Genomic DNA, 16,892 nt, shown 5'->3' on the forward strand with positions numbered 1-16,892 from the left:
GGATGCCGCGCGGGAGCGGCCGGATACCCTGGAAGCGTGATTCTCGGCATCGACACGTCCCTCGGCACCGCCGTCGCCGCGATCGCCCGCGACGGGGAGGTGCTCGCTGACGCGCACAGCTCCAACCCGCTCGGCCACGCCGAGGTGATCGGCGACCTGCTGCGCCGGGTCACGCTCGATGCGCCCGCGCCCGAGCACGTTGCGATCGGCATGGGTCCCGGACCCTTCACCGGGTTGCGTGTGGGCATCGCCACGGCGCGCGTGTACGCCCTCGGGCGCGGCATACCGGTCGTCCCGGTGCCGAGCCACGACGGCATCGCCCTCGGGCTGCTCCTGTCCGACGCGCTCACGGGGACCGACACCGGTCGCTTCGCCGTCGTGACCGACGCCCGGCGCAAAGAATTCGCCTACAGCGTGTACGACGGCATCGACGACGACGGACTCCCCGTGCGGGTGTCGGACGCGCAGCTGAGCCCTCGCGACGACCTCGACGCCCGGCTCGACGCCGCGGGCGCCCGTCGCTACGACGCCACGACCGTCTCGGCCGCGATGATCGCGCTCGCCGCGGCCCGGGCCCTCGACGCCGGGCGAACCCTCGCCGGCCCCGAGCCGCTGTACCTGCGCAGCCCCGACGTCGTCGCCGCGCACGCACCGAAGCGGGTGAGCTGATGGCGACGCGGCCCGCGACCGTCGCCGACCTCGACGGCATCATGGCGCTCGAGCACGCCTCGTTCCCGACCGATGCGTGGAGCCCCGCGATGATGCGCGAAGAGCTCGCCTCACCGCACGGGTGGTACGTCGTCGTCGAAGAGGCGGGGCGGCTGGTCGGCTACGCGGGTCTTCGCGCGGTGCGCGGGGCTCGGGATGCCGACATCCAGACCATCACCATCTCCGAGGCCGCGCGCGGTCGGGGACGCGGCCGCGCCCTGCTGACGGCCCTCTTGGACGAGGCCGCGCGCCGCCAGGTGCACGACGTGTTCCTCGAGGTGCGCGCCGACAACCCCGTCGCCCAGAAGCTGTACCTCTCCGAGGGCTTCGTCGAGGTCGGCCGCCGCCCCCGGTACTACCAGCCTGACGATGTCGACGCGATCGTCATGCAGCTCGACCTGCGCGGCTGGGCCGACCGGCGCACGGAGGCGGCGAGCATCCCGGCATCCGGCCCCGCAGAATCGGACCGTCCCCACGGAATCGGACCGGCGGCGCCGGAAGATCCGAATCCACTGCCCTCGTCCGGATCCGCGACACCCACCACCACCGGAAAGGGCTGGTGCTGATGAACGCGCCCCTCGTACTCGGCATCGAGACCAGCTGCGACGAGACCGGCATCGGCATCGTCCGCGGCCGACAACTGCTCAGCAACACCATCGCCTCCAGCATGGACGAGCACGCCCGCTACGGCGGCGTGGTCCCCGAGGTCGCCGCGCGCGCACACCTCGAGGCGCTGCAGCCGTCGATCGACGCGGCGCTCGCCGAGGCCGGGGTCACCCTCGCCGACCTCGACGCCGTGGCCGTGACGAGCGGCCCCGGCCTGGCCGGCGCGCTGATGGTGGGGGTGGGCGCCGCGAAAGGGCTCGCAGTCGCCCTCGACAAGCCGCTCTACGCCGTCAACCACCTGGTCGGCCACATCGCCGCCGACATCCTCGACGCCGACGCGGGGGAGCTCGAGTACCCCACCGTCGCCCTCCTGGTCAGTGGCGGACACACCTCGCTCCTGCTGGTGCGCGACCTGACCAGCGACGTCGAGCTGCTCGGCGAGACGATGGACGACGCGGCGGGCGAGGCCTTCGACAAGGTCGCCCGGCTGCTGAAGCTCCCGTACCCCGGCGGCCCCGAGATCGACCGGGCCGCTGCCGACGGCGACCCCACCGCGATCCGCTTCCCGCGCGGGCTGTCCCGGGCCTCCGACATGGCATCCCACCGCTACGACTTCTCGTTCTCGGGCCTGAAGACGGCCGTGGCGCGCTGGGTCGAGCAGCACGAGGCCACGGGCGAGCCGGTGCCGGTCGCCGACGTCGCCGCGTCGTTCCGGGAGGCCGTCGTCGACGTGCTCGTGACCAAGGCCCTCGACGCGTGCGCGCGCCACGGCGTTCCGCGACTGCTGCTCGGCGGCGGCGTGATCGCCAACAAGCGTCTGCGCGATGTCGCCCTCGAGCGGGCCGCGGCCGCGGGCGTGGCGGTACGCATCCCGCCGTTGCGCCTGTGCACCGACAACGGTGCCATGATCGCCGCTCTCGCCGCCGAGCTCATCGCGTCGGGACGCCGCCCCTCGACCCTCGCCTTCGGGGCGGATTCGACCCTCCCCGTCACCGAGATCCAGGTGGCGGAGGATCCGGATGCCGATACCCCGGTCCCGCGCGCGGGGACGACGCCGTGACCGACGCGCAGCCCCCCACCCGGCGCGCGCGCACAGACGACGGCGGCCCCGCCGTCGGTCTTCCTCCGGTGCCGCCCCTGCCCGACGACGTCCGGGCCGCGGGCTCGGAGGTGACGACGCCGGAGGTCGACGACGACGCGGACGGGCGTCTTCCGACCGCCCAGCTCGAGATGGCGGCGTTCGGCGATCACCTGATCCCGTACGCGCCGCCCGTCCCGCCGAAGCCGCCGTCCGTCGCCCCCTGGGCGCTCGGGGTGGCGATCATCGCGCTCGCGGCCGCGTTGTTCACCGGCTGGCTTCTCCCGATCGGGGCGGTCGGCGCGGTCCTCGCCATCGTCTCGCTCCGGCGGGCGCATGACAGCCGCCGGGTCGCCGTCTGGGCGCTCGCGCTCGCCGTGCTCTCGGTCGTTTTCAGCGCGGGCTGGTTGATCTGGGGCTTCTCGCAGCTCTCCGTCGGGTGATCGGTCTCGTCAGACGCGGTCGGCCAGCAGCGCGAGGCGCTTCGACCCCACGCGCGTGAGGAGGAGGGTGGCCGAGGCGTCGCCGCGCAGCGACAGCTTCTTGCGCAGCACGGCAGGGTCGACGTCGACGCCGCGCTTCTTGATCTCCAACGTCCCGATCCCTCGTGCGCGCAACGCCTGGGTGAGCTTCTTCGGGTCGGTGGGGAGTTGCTCGCGCACGCGGAACGACGAGACGAACGGGCTCGTCAACGCGGTGTCCGAGGTGAGGTAGGCGATCCCGGGCGCGAGCATGCCGGCATCCAGGGCTCGTCCGACCTCGCCGATGAGTCGCGCGCGGATCACGGCGCCGTCGGGCTCGTGCACGAACTCACCCAGGCCGCGTTCCTCGACATCGGGGCTGTCGGACGGGGCGGTGAGCTCCCAGGCGTCGTTCCCGCGCACGACGAGCGCGGCGCGGCGGACGCCCTCGCGGGCGAGGGCGCCGGCCCACAGCACGAGCTCGATGGTCGATCCGTCGGCGCTGATCCACTGCGCCTCGAGGTCGTCGGGAATCTGCGTCCTGTCGAAGCCGGGACCGAGCTTCACGCCGCCCGGCCTCGTCTTCAGCAGCGCGAAGACCCACTCGAGTGCGGGCGACCACTCGGCCGACGACACCTGACGCGTCTCGGAATGACCCGCCGTGCGTCGCGCGGGATCCAGCCACACGGCATCCGCTCCGCTCAGGTCCACGTCTTCGGCGCGGGCATGCTGCACGGTCGCCGAGGGCCCGAAGGGGGCGAGGTTGTACGCGGCGATCGCGGCGGTCACCTCGTCGGCATCGACGGCGTGGACCCGGATGCCGAGACCCGCCATCCCGAGGGCGTCACCGCCGATGCCGCACCCGAGGTCGGCCACGTTGTCGATCCCCGCGGCGCGGAAGCGGCCGGCGTGACGCGCGGCGATCGGAAGGCGCGTGGCCTGCTCGAGGCCGGCACGCGTGAAGAGCATGCGCTCGGCGAAAGGACCGAACTTGGCGGCCGCCCGCACGCGCAGGCGGGCCTGGCCGACGACGGCCGAGACGAGATCGGGGGAGTGACCGGCGGCGCGCAACCGCGAGACCGTCCGGGCGACATCCTCCGTCGATTCGAGGACGCCCACCTCGTCGAGCAGGCGCAGGCCGTCGGGCGTGAGCAGGGCGGTCAGCTCGGTGATGTCCACCGATTCAGCCTAGGCGGGGTTCATGTTGGCACTCGCGTTGCGTGAGTGCCAACGCTTCCCTACACTCGGATTAGCACTCTCCCCGCGTGAGTGCTGACAAGTCTTCTGTAACGAGAAAGAAGAGGTAGACCGTGTCGGTTTCCATCAAGCCGCTCGAGGACCGCATCGTCATCAAGCAGGTCGAGGCTGAGCAGACCACCGCGAGTGGTCTCGTCATCCCCGACACCGCCAAAGAGAAGCCGCAGGAGGGCGAAGTCGTCGCCGTCGGCCCCGGCCGCATCGACGACAACGGCAACCGTGTCCCCCTCGACGTCGCCGTTGGCGACCGCGTGCTCTACAGCAAGTACGGCGGCACCGAGGTCAAGTTCGGCGCCGACGAGTACCTCGTGCTCTCGGCTCGCGACGTCCTGGCGGTCGTCGTCCGCTGATCGAGTGAGATCGTTCGAAGGCCCCGGATGCCACGGCATCCGGGGCCTTCGTCGTACCCGCCGCCCGCGCCGATCGATCTGGCAGGAAAGGCGCGATCGTCGGCGGTCCCGTGCGCGAAGGGAGCCCTAGGCTGAGTCGGTGACCCCTGCTCCTTCCGCTCCGACCGGCGGGAGCACCCGCGGGGCGTTGTACGCCCTCGGCGCGTACCTGCTCTGGGGCGTCCTGCCCATCTACTTCCTGCAGCTCAAGCCCACCGGCCCGTTCGAGGTCGTGGCGTGGCGCATCATCCTCGCCTTCGTCTTCTGCCTGCTGCTGTTGACGGTGCTGCGCATGTGGCGACCGTTCCTCGCGATCGTGCGCCAGCCGCGGCTCATGGGACTCACCGCCCTGGCGGGCGTGCTCATCTACATCAACTGGCAGACCTACCTGTACGGCGCTCTCACCAACCACGTCATCGAGACGAGCCTCGGCTATTTCATCAACCCGATCGTGACGGTGCTGCTCGGGGTCATCGTGCTGCGCGAGCGGCTGCGCATCGTGCCGTGGATCGCCATCGGTCTCGCCGTCGTCGCGGTGGCCGTGATCGTCATCGGCTACGGGGCGTTCCCCTGGATCGCGCTGACCCTGGCGTTCTCGTTCGGTTTCTACGGTCTCGTGAAGAAGCAGATCGGACCGGCCGTGGATGCCGTCAGCGGGCTGACCCTCGAATCGCTGTGGCTCCTCCCGGTCGCCGCCATCCAGCTCGCGTTCGTCGCCAACCTCACCGGTATCACCCTCGGCACGGCGGGAACACTGCATACCGTGCTGCTTCTGCTCGCGGGAGCCGTCACTGCCGTACCGCTCCTGCTCTTCGCCTCGGGGGCGCGACGCGTGCCGCTCACCGTGATCGGCCTGCTGCAGTTCGTCGCACCGATCATCCAATTCGCGATCGGTGTGTGGGTTCTGCACGAACCGATGACTCTCGAGCGCTGGATCGGTTTCGCGTTGGTCTGGGTGGCTCTGTCGATCCTGACCGTCGATTCCCTCGTCTCGACGCGGCGCCGCAGCGCGGTCGTCGACGACGTCACCGAGCCGGTCTGATCCCGACCGTTCGGGGCTAGCGTCCCCCGTTCGGCCGACAGACGTTCTCGTCCGGTTCTGCCACAGTGGAAGAGAACTCGATGGGGAGTTTCGGGTAAGGGTTTTTGCGGAAAGGGCTCCGTTTTCGCGAAACGTCTCTCGTATCGCGGCCTTTTTGACACCGGGTCAATGAATCCGCTGAACCGTTATGGGGCCGTGACCGCATCGACGCACATCGTTAACGAACGGCAACACGCGGAAAATGCGCAGCGGATTAGGTTTAGGACACCAGGTGACCCGATGGGTCTCCCAACGTTCATTCACAGCAAGGAGCACTATGAACGTCTTCCCGCGCACGCGCAGCGCCCGCATCCTCGGCGGTATCGCCCTGGTCGGCGCTAGCGCTCTCGTCCTCGCCGGTTGCGCCGGCGGCGGCAACGACGCCGCTGCACCCACCGCATCCTCCGGAGGCGGCGCCACCTCCGAGGCGGATGGCACCTTCCACGTCGGCACCATCCTCCCCGCGACGGGTAACCTCGCCTTCCTCGGACCGCCCGAGGTCGCGGGTGTCAAGCTCGCCATCAAGGACATCGAGGCCGCCGGTGACGCGTTCCCCTTCACGACGGAGCTGACCGAGCGGGACTCGGGCGACACCACCACCGACATCGCCACCCAGTCCGCGACCGAGCTCGTCGACGCCGGAGCGGACGTCGTCATCGGCGCCGCGTCGTCGGGCGTGTCGTTCACGTTCATCGACCAGCTGGTGAACGCGGGAATCGTGCAGATCTCGCCCGCCAACACCTCGCCCGACTTCACCACGTACGCCGACAACGGCTACTACTGGCGTACGGCGCCCTCGGACGTCCTCCAGGGTCGCGTGCTCGGCAACCTGATGGTCGGTGACGGTGCCGCCAACGTGGGCATCATCTACATCAACGACCCCTACGGCATCGGCCTGAAGGACAACGCGACGACGGCCATCGAGGCCGCCGGCGGCGAAGTCTCCGTCGCGGTTCCCTACAACCCGGGTGACACGGTGTTCACCTCGCAGGTCGACCAGCTGCTCGCGGCGAAGCCCGACGCCGTCGCGGTCATCGCCTTCGAAGAGACCTCGTCGATCATCCCGCAGCTCGTCAGCACCCAGGGCTACCCGGCCTCGAAGGTCTACTTCGTCGACGGCAACCTCTCGAACTCGTACGAGTTCCCCGCCGGCACCCTCCAGGGCGCCAAGGGCACGCTGCCGGGCAACCCCGCCGACACGACCTTCCAGTCGCGTCTCAAGGAGGTCGACCCCTCGCTGACCGACTTCAGCTACGCGCCGGAGTCGTACGACGCCGTCATCCTGCCCGCCCTCGCGGCGGCGCAGGCCAAGAGCGACTCGGGTACCGCGATCCGCGACAACCTCCAGTCGGTTTCGGAAGGCGGCGAGAAGTGCACCACGTTCGCTGACTGCCTCGCGCTGATCAACGAGGGCAAGGACATCGACTACGACGGTGTCTCGGGCCCGATCACGTTCGACGGCAACGGCGACCCGACCGAGGCATACATCGGTATCTACCAGTACGGTGCGGACAACAAGTACACGCTGCTGAACACGGAGTTCGGTTCGCTCAACGAGTGACCTGACACCCACGCGAAGGGCCCGGATCTGCGGATCTGGGCCCTTCTGCGTTCCCCGGCGCGTGATCAGTCCGACGGGATCAGCCCGCACGCCTGGGCGGTGAGCGTCAGGAGCGTGTCGCCGAGTGCGTCCGGCCGCTTCAGAGGAACGACGATCTCTCGGCCGTCGACGCGCGCGACGAGATCGAACAGCGTGCCCACTTTGTCCTCCGCGATGGCGTGGGCGTCGCAACGTTGAGGGACCAGGGTGACATCGATGGTCGTCGACGGATCTCCGGCCGCGACCGTCACTCCCAGTGGAGCCTCCGCCCCCGTGTCGAAACGCAGCAGCACCGTGCCACGGAGAGCGACCAGTTCGACCGAGCCCTCTCCGTGCGGAGCAGGGTCGACGTTGAGACGCAGGGAGATCGCGCCGTTCGTCCCGGCGACCGCCTGTGAGGCGGTCACCTGGACGACGGAGAGCAGGTCGTCCTCGTCGCACGCGAGGGCGCCGGCCCGACCGAGAACGTCGAGCGCGTCGGTCACAGCAGCCGTGGTCGCGTCGCCGTCGACCGTGAGGTGGGCGTAGGCGGCGCCGGAACCTGCGGTGCAGCGTGGGTCGGGGAGCAGGACAGGAAGGTCCGTCGTACGTCCCGCTTCCAGAACCACCGGACGCGCGGCGCTCCAATCAGCCGGGCCGGCCAGGACGGGGGAAGCGAGGAAAGCCGCCGTGATCGTCGCGCGCGAGGGGGAGGCATTGGTGACGCGGAGCTGAATGCGGCCGGCGGCGATGTCGCCGCGCTGCTGCACGAGTTCGACGCGGAGGATCGGCGGCGACGGAGGAGAGATACCCGAACATGCCGCGAGTGCGACACCCACCAGAGTGAGTGCCGCACTCGCGGCATGCCGGCGTGGTCTCAGGCCTCGGGCTCCGCTCGGTCGCGCTTGGCGTCCTCGTCGGCCGCGAGGGTGCCGAGGTACAGCTCGATGACACGGGGGTCGGTGAGCAGCTCGCGCCCGGTGCCGGTGTACGCGTCCTTGCCCTGGTCGAGGACGTACGCGCGGTGGCAGATCTGCAGGCAGCGGCGGGCGTTCTGCTCGACCATGATGATGGTCACGCCGGCGCGGTTGATCTCGGCCACGCGCAGGAACGTCTCGTCCTGGCGGACGGGGGAGAGGCCGGCGGACGGCTCGTCGAGCAGGAGCACCGACGGGTCCATCATGAGCGCACGGCCCATGGCGACCATCTGTCGCTCGCCGCCCGACAACGACCCGGCCCGCTGGCGGCGGCGCTTGCCGAGCTCGGGGAACAGCCCCGTGACGAATTCGAAGCGCTCGTCGAACACCTTGGGACGCTGGAAGAGCCCCATCTGCAGGTTCTCTTCGATCGACAGGCTCGGGAACACGTTGTTGTTCTGCGGCACCATGCCGACGCCCTTGCCGACGAGCTTGTCGGCCTTGAGCGAGGTGATGTCTTCACCGTTCAGCAGCACGGCGCCGCCGCGGATCTTCACCTGGCCGAAGATGGCCTTCAGCAGGGTCGACTTGCCGGCGCCGTTCGGGCCGATGATGCCGATCAGGTCACCCTGGTAGGCGTCGACCGTGCACCCGTTGAGGATGTTGACCCCGGGCAGGTACCCGGCGACGAGGTCGTCGGTGCGCAGCACCGGGGTGCGCGTGGCGGTGGCGGTGTCGGACATCAGAGCTTCCCGTCCTTCTCGTCGGCGATGAGCTCCGCTTCCGCCTCGGCGGCGGCCTCGGCCTGGATGGTCTCGAGCTGCGAGGTGGTCATATCGCCGAGGTCGGTGTCGTGGTGCGCGCCGAGATAGGCGTCGATCACGGCCTGGTCGCTCATGACGGTCTCGGGCGGCCCCTCGGCCACCACGCGCCCCTCGGCCATGACGACGACCCAGTCGGAGATGTGGCGCACCATGTGCATGTCGTGCTCGACGAACAGCACGCTCATGCCCTCCTTCTTCAGGTCGAGGATGTGCCCGAGCAGGCTCTGCGTGAGCGCCGGGTTCACGCCGGCCATCGGCTCGTCGAGCATGACGAGCTTCGGGTCGCTCATGAGGGCGCGTGCCATTTCGAGGAGCTTGCGCTGGCCGCCCGAGAGCGAGGCCGCGAAGTCCTCGCGCTTGGCATCGAGCTTGAACCGGCGCAGCAGGTCGTCGGCGCGCTCGGTGTTCGACTTCTCCTGACCGCGCCACGTCCCGGGGATCAGGGCGCGGAAGATGTTCTCGCCCTTCTGTCCACGGGCGCCGAGCAACATGTTCTGCAGCACCGTGAGGCGGCCGAGCGACTTGGTGAGCTGGAACGTGCGCACCATTCCCTTACGGGAAACTTTGAACGCAGGGACGTTGGCGAGGTTGGAACCCTCGAAGCTCCACCGGCCCGTGTTGGGCTTGTCGAAGCCCGTGAGCAGGTTGAACAGCGTGGTCTTGCCCGCACCATTGGGGCCGATGAGAGCCGTGATCTGCCCTCGCGGGATCTCGAGGTGCTCCACATCGACGGCCTTCAAACCGCCGAACTGACGGGTGACCCCGTCGGCGACGACGATCGGGTCGACCTTGGCGCACCCGGGTCGAACCTCTCCCTGAACGAGGGGATGGGTGACGGTCGTGTCAGACATTGAACGACAGCTCCTTCTTGTTGCCGAAGATGCCCTGCGGTCGGAAGATCACCAGGAGCATCAGTCCGATGCCGACGAGGATGAAGCGCACCTGTCCGGTCTGCGTGCTGGACATGAAGCCCAGGATGCCGACGTCGCGCAGTCCCACGATGATGCCGTTCGAGAGCGACAGCAGCACCCAGAAGAGCATCGATCCCACGATGGGTCCGAGGAGGGTGGCGGCGCCGCCGAGCAGAAGCGCCGTCCAGATGAAGAAGGTCAGCGCGGTGCCGTAGTTACCGGGCTGCACCGCTCGAGGCAGGATGAAGACCACGCCCGCGAGACCGCCCATGACTCCACCGAGCACGAGCGCCTGCATCTTGTAGGAGTACACGTTCTTGCCGAGGCTGCGCACGGCGTCCTCGTCCTCGCGGATGCCCTTGACGACACGACCCCACGGGCTGCGCATCAGCAGGAAGACGAGGATCGTCGCGATGATGACCAGCCCCCATCCGAAGACGCGCACCCACCAGTCGTTGGCCGAGTAGGTCCACGGCCCGATGCCGTAGGTGCCCGCGGGGAGCGGGTTGATCGCCTGGAACTCGCGGTTGTAGCCGTTCAGGCCCTGCGAGCCGCCGGTGACGCTGGTGAGGCCGACCGTGGAGACCACGTACCGCACGATCTCGGCGGCGGCGATCGTGACGATCGCGAGGTAGTCCGCGCGCAGGCGCAGCGTCGGGATGCCGAGGAGGAACGCGAAGAGCACCGAGGCGAGGATCGCCAGGAGGATCGCGAGCCAGACGGGAGCCGAGAACGACAGCGTCGCGATGGCGAAGGCGTAGGCGCCGACGGCCATGAAGCCCGCCTGACCGAAGTTGAGCAGACCCGCGTACCCGAAGTGCACGCTGAGGCCGATGGCGGCGAGGGCGTAGGCCGCAGTGGTGGGGCTGATGAGCTCGCCCGCGGCGTTGTTGAAGATCGAAAGCCAGTCCATGTCGTCTTTCCTCAGCCGATCCGCTCTTTACGACCGAGCACACCTTGCGGCCGGAACAGCAGCACGCCGATGAGCACGATCAGGGCCACCGCGTACCGCAGGTCGGGTGGGATGACGATGGTGGACAGTTCCGTGATGATGCCGATGATCAGCGAGCCCACGAGGGCGCCGAACGCACTCCCGAGTCCACCGAGGGTCACCGCGGCGAAGAGCAGCAGCAGGATCGCGAAGCCCATGTCCCAGGTCACACCGCGGTAGAGGCCGTACAGGACCCCGGACAGGCCGGTGAGAGCGCCCGCCAGCACCCAGACGATGCGGATGACGCGGTCGACGTTGATGCCGGACGCGGCGGCGAGCGACGCGTTGTCGCTGACGGCGCGGGTGGCCTTGCCGATCCGGGTACGGGTGAGGAAGTAGGCCACCGCGCCGAGCATGACGACGCTGATGCCCATGCTGATGATGGAGGTCAGGGTGACCGTCACCGGACCGATCGTGACGTTGTCGGTGATTCCGGTGTCGATGTTGCGCGTGCCGCCGTCGAAGAAATAGAGGTACAGGTAGCGCAGCACGATCGACAGGCCGATCGTGACGATGAGGACCTGGACCAGGCCGACGCCCCGTTTCCTCAGGGGTTTGAACAGCACGGCATCCTGGGTCCATCCGAGGGCGGCCGACAGGGCCACCGTCAAGACGATCGCGAGCAGGATGTTCCATCCCATCGCGGTGAAGACGTAGAAGATGATGGCGCCGAAGGTGAGCATCTCGCCGTGGGCGAAGTTGTTGACGCCCGTCGTGCCGAAGATTAGCGAGATACCGATGGCCGCGAGGGCGAGGAGGAGTCCGAAGTTCAGTCCGTAGAAGAAGCGCGAGAAGAGCGTGTCCCAGATGGAAGCGCTCGCCGTGGTTCCCTCGCCGGTCGGGAAGAGCACGTTGACCGTGTTCGTCGTCCCGATGGTGACGTCGCGTGTGACGTTGTCGGGGTCGCGAGGGGCGACGCCGTCGGGGAGGGTGTCCACCTGCAGTGTGGCGGTGTAGGCGCCCGGGCCGGGCACCGATACCGACCAACGCCCGTCAGCGCCCGTCGTGCCGACCTCTGAGAAGCCCGAGCCCTCGACGTTGACCTGGACACCCTCGACGGGCTCATCGCCGGCGCGGATGATGCCGCCGATGGAGTATTGCGTCGAGACGTCTCCGGTTCCCGCCGAGACGGCGGGTGTGGGAGCGGGCGTGGTCTGAGCGTTCGCGGGTGCCGCGAAGAACATGCTGAGGACGGCGACCGCGCTCGCGAAGAGCGAGACGATCACGGCCATGCGGGATATGGTGCGCGATCGTATCGCGGTGGGGGAGGAATGACCCACGGAGTCTCCAGTTCGGCAGCGCTGACGAAGTCGTCCCGTCAGCTTCGACGGTCGACGCTACGAGCGTAATGTGTCGAGGGTGTTTCCAACGACGCGTCGTTAGCGAACCGTGTCCCAGGCCGTGCGCACGACGGCCCGCGCTCGGGAACATTCCTCAGCCGCCGACGTTTAGAATCAGTACCGGTGAGCCTCGCGCACGCCGGCCGATGACGTCCCTTTTCGAGCAGGCGCCGCGCGCGCAGGAGGATTCATGGAGCAGCACGACCCGTTCGGTTTCATCGGACTGACTTACGACGACGTGTTGCTGCTTCCCGGCCACACCGACGTCATCCCGAGCGAGGCCGACACGTCGTCGCGTCTGAGCCGCCGCATCACGGTGGCCACGCCCCTGCTCTCGAGCGCGATGGACACCGTCACCGAGGCGCGCATGGCGATCGCCATCGCGCGACAGGGCGGCATCGGCATCGTCCACCGCAACCTCTCGATCGACGACCAGGCCGGCATCGTCGACCAGGTCAAGCGCAGCGAGTCGGGCATGGTGTCGAACCCCATCACGACGAACCCGGATGCCACGGTGGCCGAGGTCGACGCGATGTGCGCGCAGTACCGCATCTCGGGTCTGCCCGTGGTCGACCCCGACGGCGTGCTCGTCGGCATCATCACCAACCGCGACATGCGCTTCGTCTCGGGCTTTGAACGCCAGACCACGCTCGTGAAAGACGTCATGACGAAGGACGGTCTGATCACCGGGCACGTCGGCATCCACGCCAACGACGTCATCGCGACCTTCGCGAAGCACCGCGTCGAGAAGCTCCCCCTCGTCGACGACGACGGCAAGCTCGCCGGCCTCATCACGATCAAGGACTTCGACAAGAGCGAGAAGTACCCCCTCGCGACCAAGGACGACCAGGGGCGTCTGCGGGTCGGCGCGGCCATCGGCTTCTTCGGTGACGCGTGGCAGCGCGCCGAGGCCCTGCGCGACGCCGGTGTCGACGTGCTCGTCGTCGACACCGCGAACGGACAGTCGGCCGGGGTCATCGACATCGTCCGCCGTCTCAAGGCCGATGCCTCTTTCGATCACATCGATGTCATCGGCGGCAACGTCGCGACGCGCGAGGGCGCCCAGGCGCTGATCGACGCGGGAGTGGACGCCGTCAAGGTCGGCGTCGGCCCGGGCTCGATCTGCACCACGCGCGTCGTCGCGGGTGTGGGCGTGCCGCAGGTCACCGCGATCTACGAAGCCGCTCAGGCCGCGATCCCCGCCGGTGTCCCCGTGATCGCCGACGGCGGTCTGCAATATTCGGGCGACATCGCGAAGGCCCTCGTCGCGGGTGCCGACACCGTCATGCTCGGCTCGCTCCTCGCCGGTACCGACGAGTCGCCGGGCGAGATCGTCTTCCAGGGCGGCAAGCAGTTCAAGCAGTACCGCGGCATGGGTTCGCTCGGTGCTCTGCAGACGCGCGGCAAGAAGACCTCGTACTCGAAGGACCGGTACTTCCAGGCCGACGTGCCCAGCGACGACAAGCTCATCCCCGAGGGCATCGAGGGTCAGGTCCCGTACCGCGGCCCGGTCGCCGCGGTGGCGTACCAGCTCATCGGCGGCCTTCGTCAGTCGATGTTCTACGTCGGTGCGCGCACGGTCGAAGAACTGAAGTCCAAGGGCAAGTTCGTCCGCATCACCTCGGCGGGCCTCAAGGAGTCGCACCCGCACGACGTGCAGATCGTCGTCGAGGCGCCCAACTACAAGAAGTAAGCGTTGTCACGAAGGGCCGGGCCGAGAGCCCGGCCCTTCGTCGTTCCCCGTGCGGCACGACGGCTTCGCGACCCGATAGTCTGATCGGCTCGCTCGACGCGGGCCGACGCGAAGATGCCACGGCATCCGGTCGTCGCCGTCGCCGCCGCGTGCGGCCCAGACGAATGCCGCCATGGGATACCTCGACCTCGCCACCATCTCGTTCACCCTGCCCGACGGCAGGCCCCTCCTCGACGAGGTGACGTTCCGCGTGGGGGAAGGCGTGACCACCGCGCTCGTCGGTCCCAACGGGGCGGGGAAGTCCACGTTGCTGCGCATCGTCCGCGGTGACGAGAAGGCGCACGGCGGCGTCGTGTCGATGAGCGGTTCGCTCGGGGTGATGGATCAGTTCATCGGACACGGCCGCGAGGGCGAGACGGTGCACGACCTTCTCGTGTCGGTGTCGCCGGCGCGCGTCCGTCGGGCGGCGCTCGAGCTCGAGGCGGCCGAGAACGCGTTGATCGAGCAGGACGACCTCGACGCGCAGATGCGGTACGCCGTGGCGCTCGCCGACTACGCGGATGCCGGTGGGTACGAGCACGAGACGGTGTGGGACACCTGCGCGATCACCGCGCTCGGACTGCCCTACGAGCGGGCGCGGTTCCGCGAGCTGTCGACGCTGTCGGGAGGGGAGCAGAAGAGGCTCGCTCTCGAGGCGCTGCTGCGCGGGCCCGACGACGTGCTCCTCCTCGACGAGCCCGACAACTACCTCGATGTGCCCGGCAAGCGCTGGCTCGAACAGCAGCTGCGGGCCACGAGCAAGACGGTGCTGCTCGTGTCCCACGACCGCGAGCTGCTGGCCCGTGCCGCCGATCGCATCGTCACTCTTGAATCCGGCGCTGCCGGCAGCACCGCCTGGGTGCACGGCGGGGGCTTCGGGACGTACGGCGCCGCGCGGGAGGACCGCATGGCCCGCTTCGAGGAACTCCGGCGCCGCTGGGACGAGGAGCGCGAGAAACTACGCGCCCTGGTCGCACGCATGAAGGTCGCCGCCGCCGCCAACGACGGCTTCGCCTCGCGGTATCAGGCGGCGGTGACCCGCCTGTCGAAGTTCGAGCTGGCCGGCCCGCCCGAGGAGCGACCCCCGGAGCAGGATCTCCGCCTGCGCCTGCGCGGCGCCCGCACCGGCAAGCGCGCGGTGATCGCCGAGAAGCTCGAGCTCACCGGGCTGATGAAGCCGTTCGACCTCGAGGTGTGGTTCGGTGACCGCGTTGCTGTCCTCGGATCGAACGGCTCGGGGAAGTCGCATTTCCTGCGCCTGCTCGCCGGAGGAGGTACCGATCCCGACACGCTCCTGGGGCACGTGACGACGGTGGGTGCGGGACTCGACCGGGTCGCCCATTCCGGTCGCGCCGTCCTGGGCGCCCGGGTCGTCCCCGGGTGGTTCGCACAGACTCATCGGCATCCGGAGTTCGTCGGAAGGACTCTGCTGGACCTGCTCCACCGAGGCGACGACGACAGGGCCGGGATGCCGAGGGATGCCGCGAGCTCGGCCCTCGACCGCTACGGGCTCATCGCGCAGGCGCAGCAGTCGTTCGAGACCTTGAGCGGGGGGCAGCAGGCGCGCTTCCAGGTGCTGCTCCTCGAATTGTCGGGGACGACGCTCCTGCTGCTCGACGAGCCGACCGACAACCTGGACCTCGCGTCGGCCGAGGCGTTGGAAGACGCGCTGTCGCGGTTCGAGGGCACGGTCCTCGCCGTCACCCACGATCGATGGTTCGCGCGCTCGTTCGACCGCTTCCTCGTCTTCGGCTCCGAGGGCGAGGTGTACGAGGCCGCCGAGCCGGTCTGGGACGAGAAGAGGGTGGCTCGTGCGCGGTGAGCGGAACCGCCGCGGTGTCGAATGGTGCCGACGGCGATGTCCGGGGGCGCGGGTAGGCTGAGGGGGTGACCATGGAGATCGATCTCGGCCGCGCCAAGCGCGCCCGCCGCGCGTATACCTTCGACGACATCGCCGTCGTGCCGTCGCGGCGCACGCGCAACCCCGAAGACGTCTCGACCGCGTGGACCATCGACGCGTTCCCCTTCGAGATCCCGGTGCTCGGCGCCCCCATGGATTCCGTGGTCAGCCCCCGCACGGCGATCGAGCTGGGCCGCCTCGGCGGGCTCGGCGTGCTCGACCTCGAGGGTCTGTGGACGCGTTACGACGACCCCGAGCCGCTGCTGGCCGAGATCGCGACGCTGCCGGATGCCGATGCCACCCGCCGCATGCAAGAGCTCTACGCCGAGCCCATCAAGCCCGAACTCGTGCGCGACCGCCTCGCCGAGGTGCGTGCCGCGGGCGTCACGGTCGCCGGAGCCCTTACGCCGCAGCGCACGCAGGACCTCTACGAAACCGTCGTCGCGGCGGGCGTCGACCTGTTCGTGATCCGCGGTACCACGGTGTCGGCGGAACACGTGTCCAAGGTCGCCGAGCCCCTCAACCTCAAGAAGTTCATCTACGACCTCGACGTCCCCGTCATCGTCGGCGGGGCCGCCACCTACACGGCGGCGCTGCACCTCATGCGCACCGGCGCGGCGGGTGTCCTCGTCGGGTTCGGTGGGGGAGCGGCTTCGACGACGCGCGCCACTCTCGGCCTGCACGCACCGATGGCCACGGCCGTGGCTGATGTCGCCGGCGCTCGCCGCGACTACCTCGACGAGTCCGGCGGGCGCTACGTCCACGTGATCGCCGACGGCGGTGTGGGTACCTCGGGCGACATCGTCAAGGCGCTCGCCATGGGAGCCGACGCCGTCATGCTCGGTGTCGCGCTCGCTCGCGCGACCGATGCTCCCGGTCGGGGCTTCCACTGGGGCCCTGAGGCCCACCACCCCAAGCTCCCGCGCGGCCGTCGCGTCGAGGTCGACCGCGTCGGCCCGCTCGAGCAGGTTCTCTACGGTCCCGCGCCCGTCGCCGACGGCACGGCCAACCTCATCGGTGCTCTCAAGAAGTCGATGGCGACCACCGGATACTCCGACCTCAAGGAGTTCCAGCGCGTCGAGGTCGTCGTCGCCCCGTACGGGCACTGATCGCGGAGT

Annotated in this window: 16 protein-coding genes; 10 read left to right on the plus strand and 6 right to left on the minus strand. The window is 69.2% G+C overall.

Annotation, left to right across the window (positions count from 1 at the left end; all coding sequences use genetic code 11):
- The first annotated feature begins 36 nt into the window (after positions 1 to 36).
- Genes tsaB through J2X55_RS05500 form a run of 4 tightly spaced genes read left to right on the plus strand, consistent with a single transcriptional unit; the run spans position 37 to position 2,835 of the window.
- Positions 37 to 669: a tRNA (adenosine(37)-N6)-threonylcarbamoyltransferase complex dimerization subunit type 1 TsaB gene (tsaB, locus tag J2X55_RS05485; RefSeq protein WP_210110788.1), complete on the plus strand. Its 633-nt coding sequence runs from the start codon at positions 37 to 39 to the stop codon at positions 667 to 669.
- A complete protein-coding gene (rimI, locus tag J2X55_RS05490) occupies positions 669 to 1,274 on the plus strand; it encodes a ribosomal protein S18-alanine N-acetyltransferase (RefSeq protein ID WP_309822259.1) in 606 nt (201 codons plus the stop codon). The genes tsaB and rimI overlap by 1 nt, the downstream gene beginning before the upstream one ends.
- The gene (tsaD, locus tag J2X55_RS05495) at positions 1,274 to 2,374 is read left to right on the plus strand and encodes a tRNA (adenosine(37)-N6)-threonylcarbamoyltransferase complex transferase subunit TsaD (RefSeq protein WP_181906349.1); all 1,101 of its coding nucleotides are present in this window, start codon (positions 1,274 to 1,276) and stop codon (positions 2,372 to 2,374) included. Before rimI ends, tsaD begins: the two co-directional genes overlap by 1 nt.
- Positions 2,371 to 2,835 carry a hypothetical protein gene (locus J2X55_RS05500; protein ID WP_115915866.1) on the plus strand — a complete coding sequence of 155 codons (465 nt, stop codon included), beginning with the start codon at positions 2,371 to 2,373 and terminating at the stop codon, positions 2,833 to 2,835. The genes tsaD and J2X55_RS05500 overlap by 4 nt, the downstream gene beginning before the upstream one ends.
- A gap of 9 nt (positions 2,836 to 2,844) precedes the next feature.
- On the opposite strand, the gene J2X55_RS05505 is transcribed toward J2X55_RS05500, so the two are convergent.
- A complete protein-coding gene (locus J2X55_RS05505; RefSeq protein ID WP_115915865.1) occupies positions 2,845 to 4,032 on the minus strand; it encodes a class I SAM-dependent methyltransferase in 1,188 nt (395 codons plus the stop codon).
- 131 nt (positions 4,033 to 4,163) lie between these two features.
- On the opposite strand from J2X55_RS05505, the gene groES reads away from it, so the two are divergent.
- From groES to J2X55_RS05520, 3 genes are all read left to right on the plus strand, one after another.
- On the plus strand, positions 4,164 to 4,460 hold the full coding sequence (gene groES / locus J2X55_RS05510) for a co-chaperone GroES (RefSeq protein WP_039394204.1): 297 nt from the start codon (positions 4,164 to 4,166) through the stop codon (positions 4,458 to 4,460).
- A 139-nt stretch (positions 4,461 to 4,599) separates the two neighbouring features.
- Complete coding sequence (gene rarD, locus J2X55_RS05515; protein ID WP_309822261.1) at positions 4,600 to 5,541, plus strand: EamA family transporter RarD; 942 nt, start codon at positions 4,600 to 4,602, stop codon at positions 5,539 to 5,541.
- Positions 5,542 to 5,857: 316 nt separating this feature from the next.
- A complete protein-coding gene (locus J2X55_RS05520) occupies positions 5,858 to 7,141 on the plus strand; it encodes an ABC transporter substrate-binding protein (RefSeq protein WP_115915863.1) in 1,284 nt (427 codons plus the stop codon).
- Positions 7,142 to 7,206: 65 nt separating this feature from the next.
- On the opposite strand, the gene J2X55_RS05525 is transcribed toward J2X55_RS05520, so the two are convergent.
- Genes J2X55_RS05525 through J2X55_RS05545 form a run of 5 tightly spaced genes read right to left on the minus strand, consistent with a single transcriptional unit; the run spans position 7,207 to position 12,034 of the window.
- Positions 7,207 to 7,998, minus strand: coding sequence for a hypothetical protein (locus J2X55_RS05525; protein WP_309822263.1), 792 nt, complete (start codon positions 7,996 to 7,998; stop codon positions 7,207 to 7,209).
- A gap of 38 nt (positions 7,999 to 8,036) precedes the next feature.
- Positions 8,037 to 8,819, minus strand: a complete 783-nt coding sequence (locus tag J2X55_RS05530; protein ID WP_115915861.1) for an ABC transporter ATP-binding protein — start codon at positions 8,817 to 8,819, stop codon at positions 8,037 to 8,039.
- Positions 8,819 to 9,751 carry an ABC transporter ATP-binding protein gene (locus J2X55_RS05535; protein ID WP_115915860.1) on the minus strand — a complete coding sequence of 311 codons (933 nt, stop codon included), beginning with the start codon at positions 9,749 to 9,751 and terminating at the stop codon, positions 8,819 to 8,821. Before J2X55_RS05535 ends, J2X55_RS05530 begins: the two co-directional genes overlap by 1 nt.
- Positions 9,744 to 10,724, minus strand: a complete 981-nt coding sequence (locus J2X55_RS05540; protein WP_115915859.1) for a branched-chain amino acid ABC transporter permease — start codon at positions 10,722 to 10,724, stop codon at positions 9,744 to 9,746. The genes J2X55_RS05535 and J2X55_RS05540 overlap by 8 nt, the downstream gene beginning before the upstream one ends.
- Positions 10,725 to 10,735: 11 nt before the next feature.
- Complete coding sequence (locus J2X55_RS05545; protein ID WP_115915858.1) at positions 10,736 to 12,034, minus strand: branched-chain amino acid ABC transporter permease; 1,299 nt, start codon at positions 12,032 to 12,034, stop codon at positions 10,736 to 10,738.
- 298 nt (positions 12,035 to 12,332) lie between these two features.
- Between J2X55_RS05545 and guaB the strand changes: the two genes are divergently transcribed.
- The 3 genes from guaB to J2X55_RS05560 all read left to right on the plus strand — a co-directional run bounded on the left by guaB (position 12,333) and on the right by J2X55_RS05560 (position 16,883).
- Positions 12,333 to 13,835 (plus strand): IMP dehydrogenase, encoded by a 1,503-nt coding sequence (gene guaB, locus J2X55_RS05550; RefSeq protein WP_115915857.1) that lies wholly within the window; start codon positions 12,333 to 12,335, stop codon positions 13,833 to 13,835.
- Between the two features lie 172 nt (positions 13,836 to 14,007).
- On the plus strand, positions 14,008 to 15,696 hold the full coding sequence (locus tag J2X55_RS05555; protein ID WP_309822268.1) for an ATP-binding cassette domain-containing protein: 1,689 nt from the start codon (positions 14,008 to 14,010) through the stop codon (positions 15,694 to 15,696).
- Between the two features lie 71 nt (positions 15,697 to 15,767).
- Positions 15,768 to 16,883: a GuaB3 family IMP dehydrogenase-related protein gene (locus tag J2X55_RS05560; RefSeq protein ID WP_115915855.1), complete on the plus strand. Its 1,116-nt coding sequence runs from the start codon at positions 15,768 to 15,770 to the stop codon at positions 16,881 to 16,883.
- The last annotated feature ends 9 nt before the right edge of the window (positions 16,884 to 16,892 follow it).

It is taken from the genome of Microbacterium sp. 1154, assembly GCF_031455375.1.
Lineage (GTDB): Bacteria > Actinomycetota > Actinomycetes > Actinomycetales > Microbacteriaceae > Microbacterium.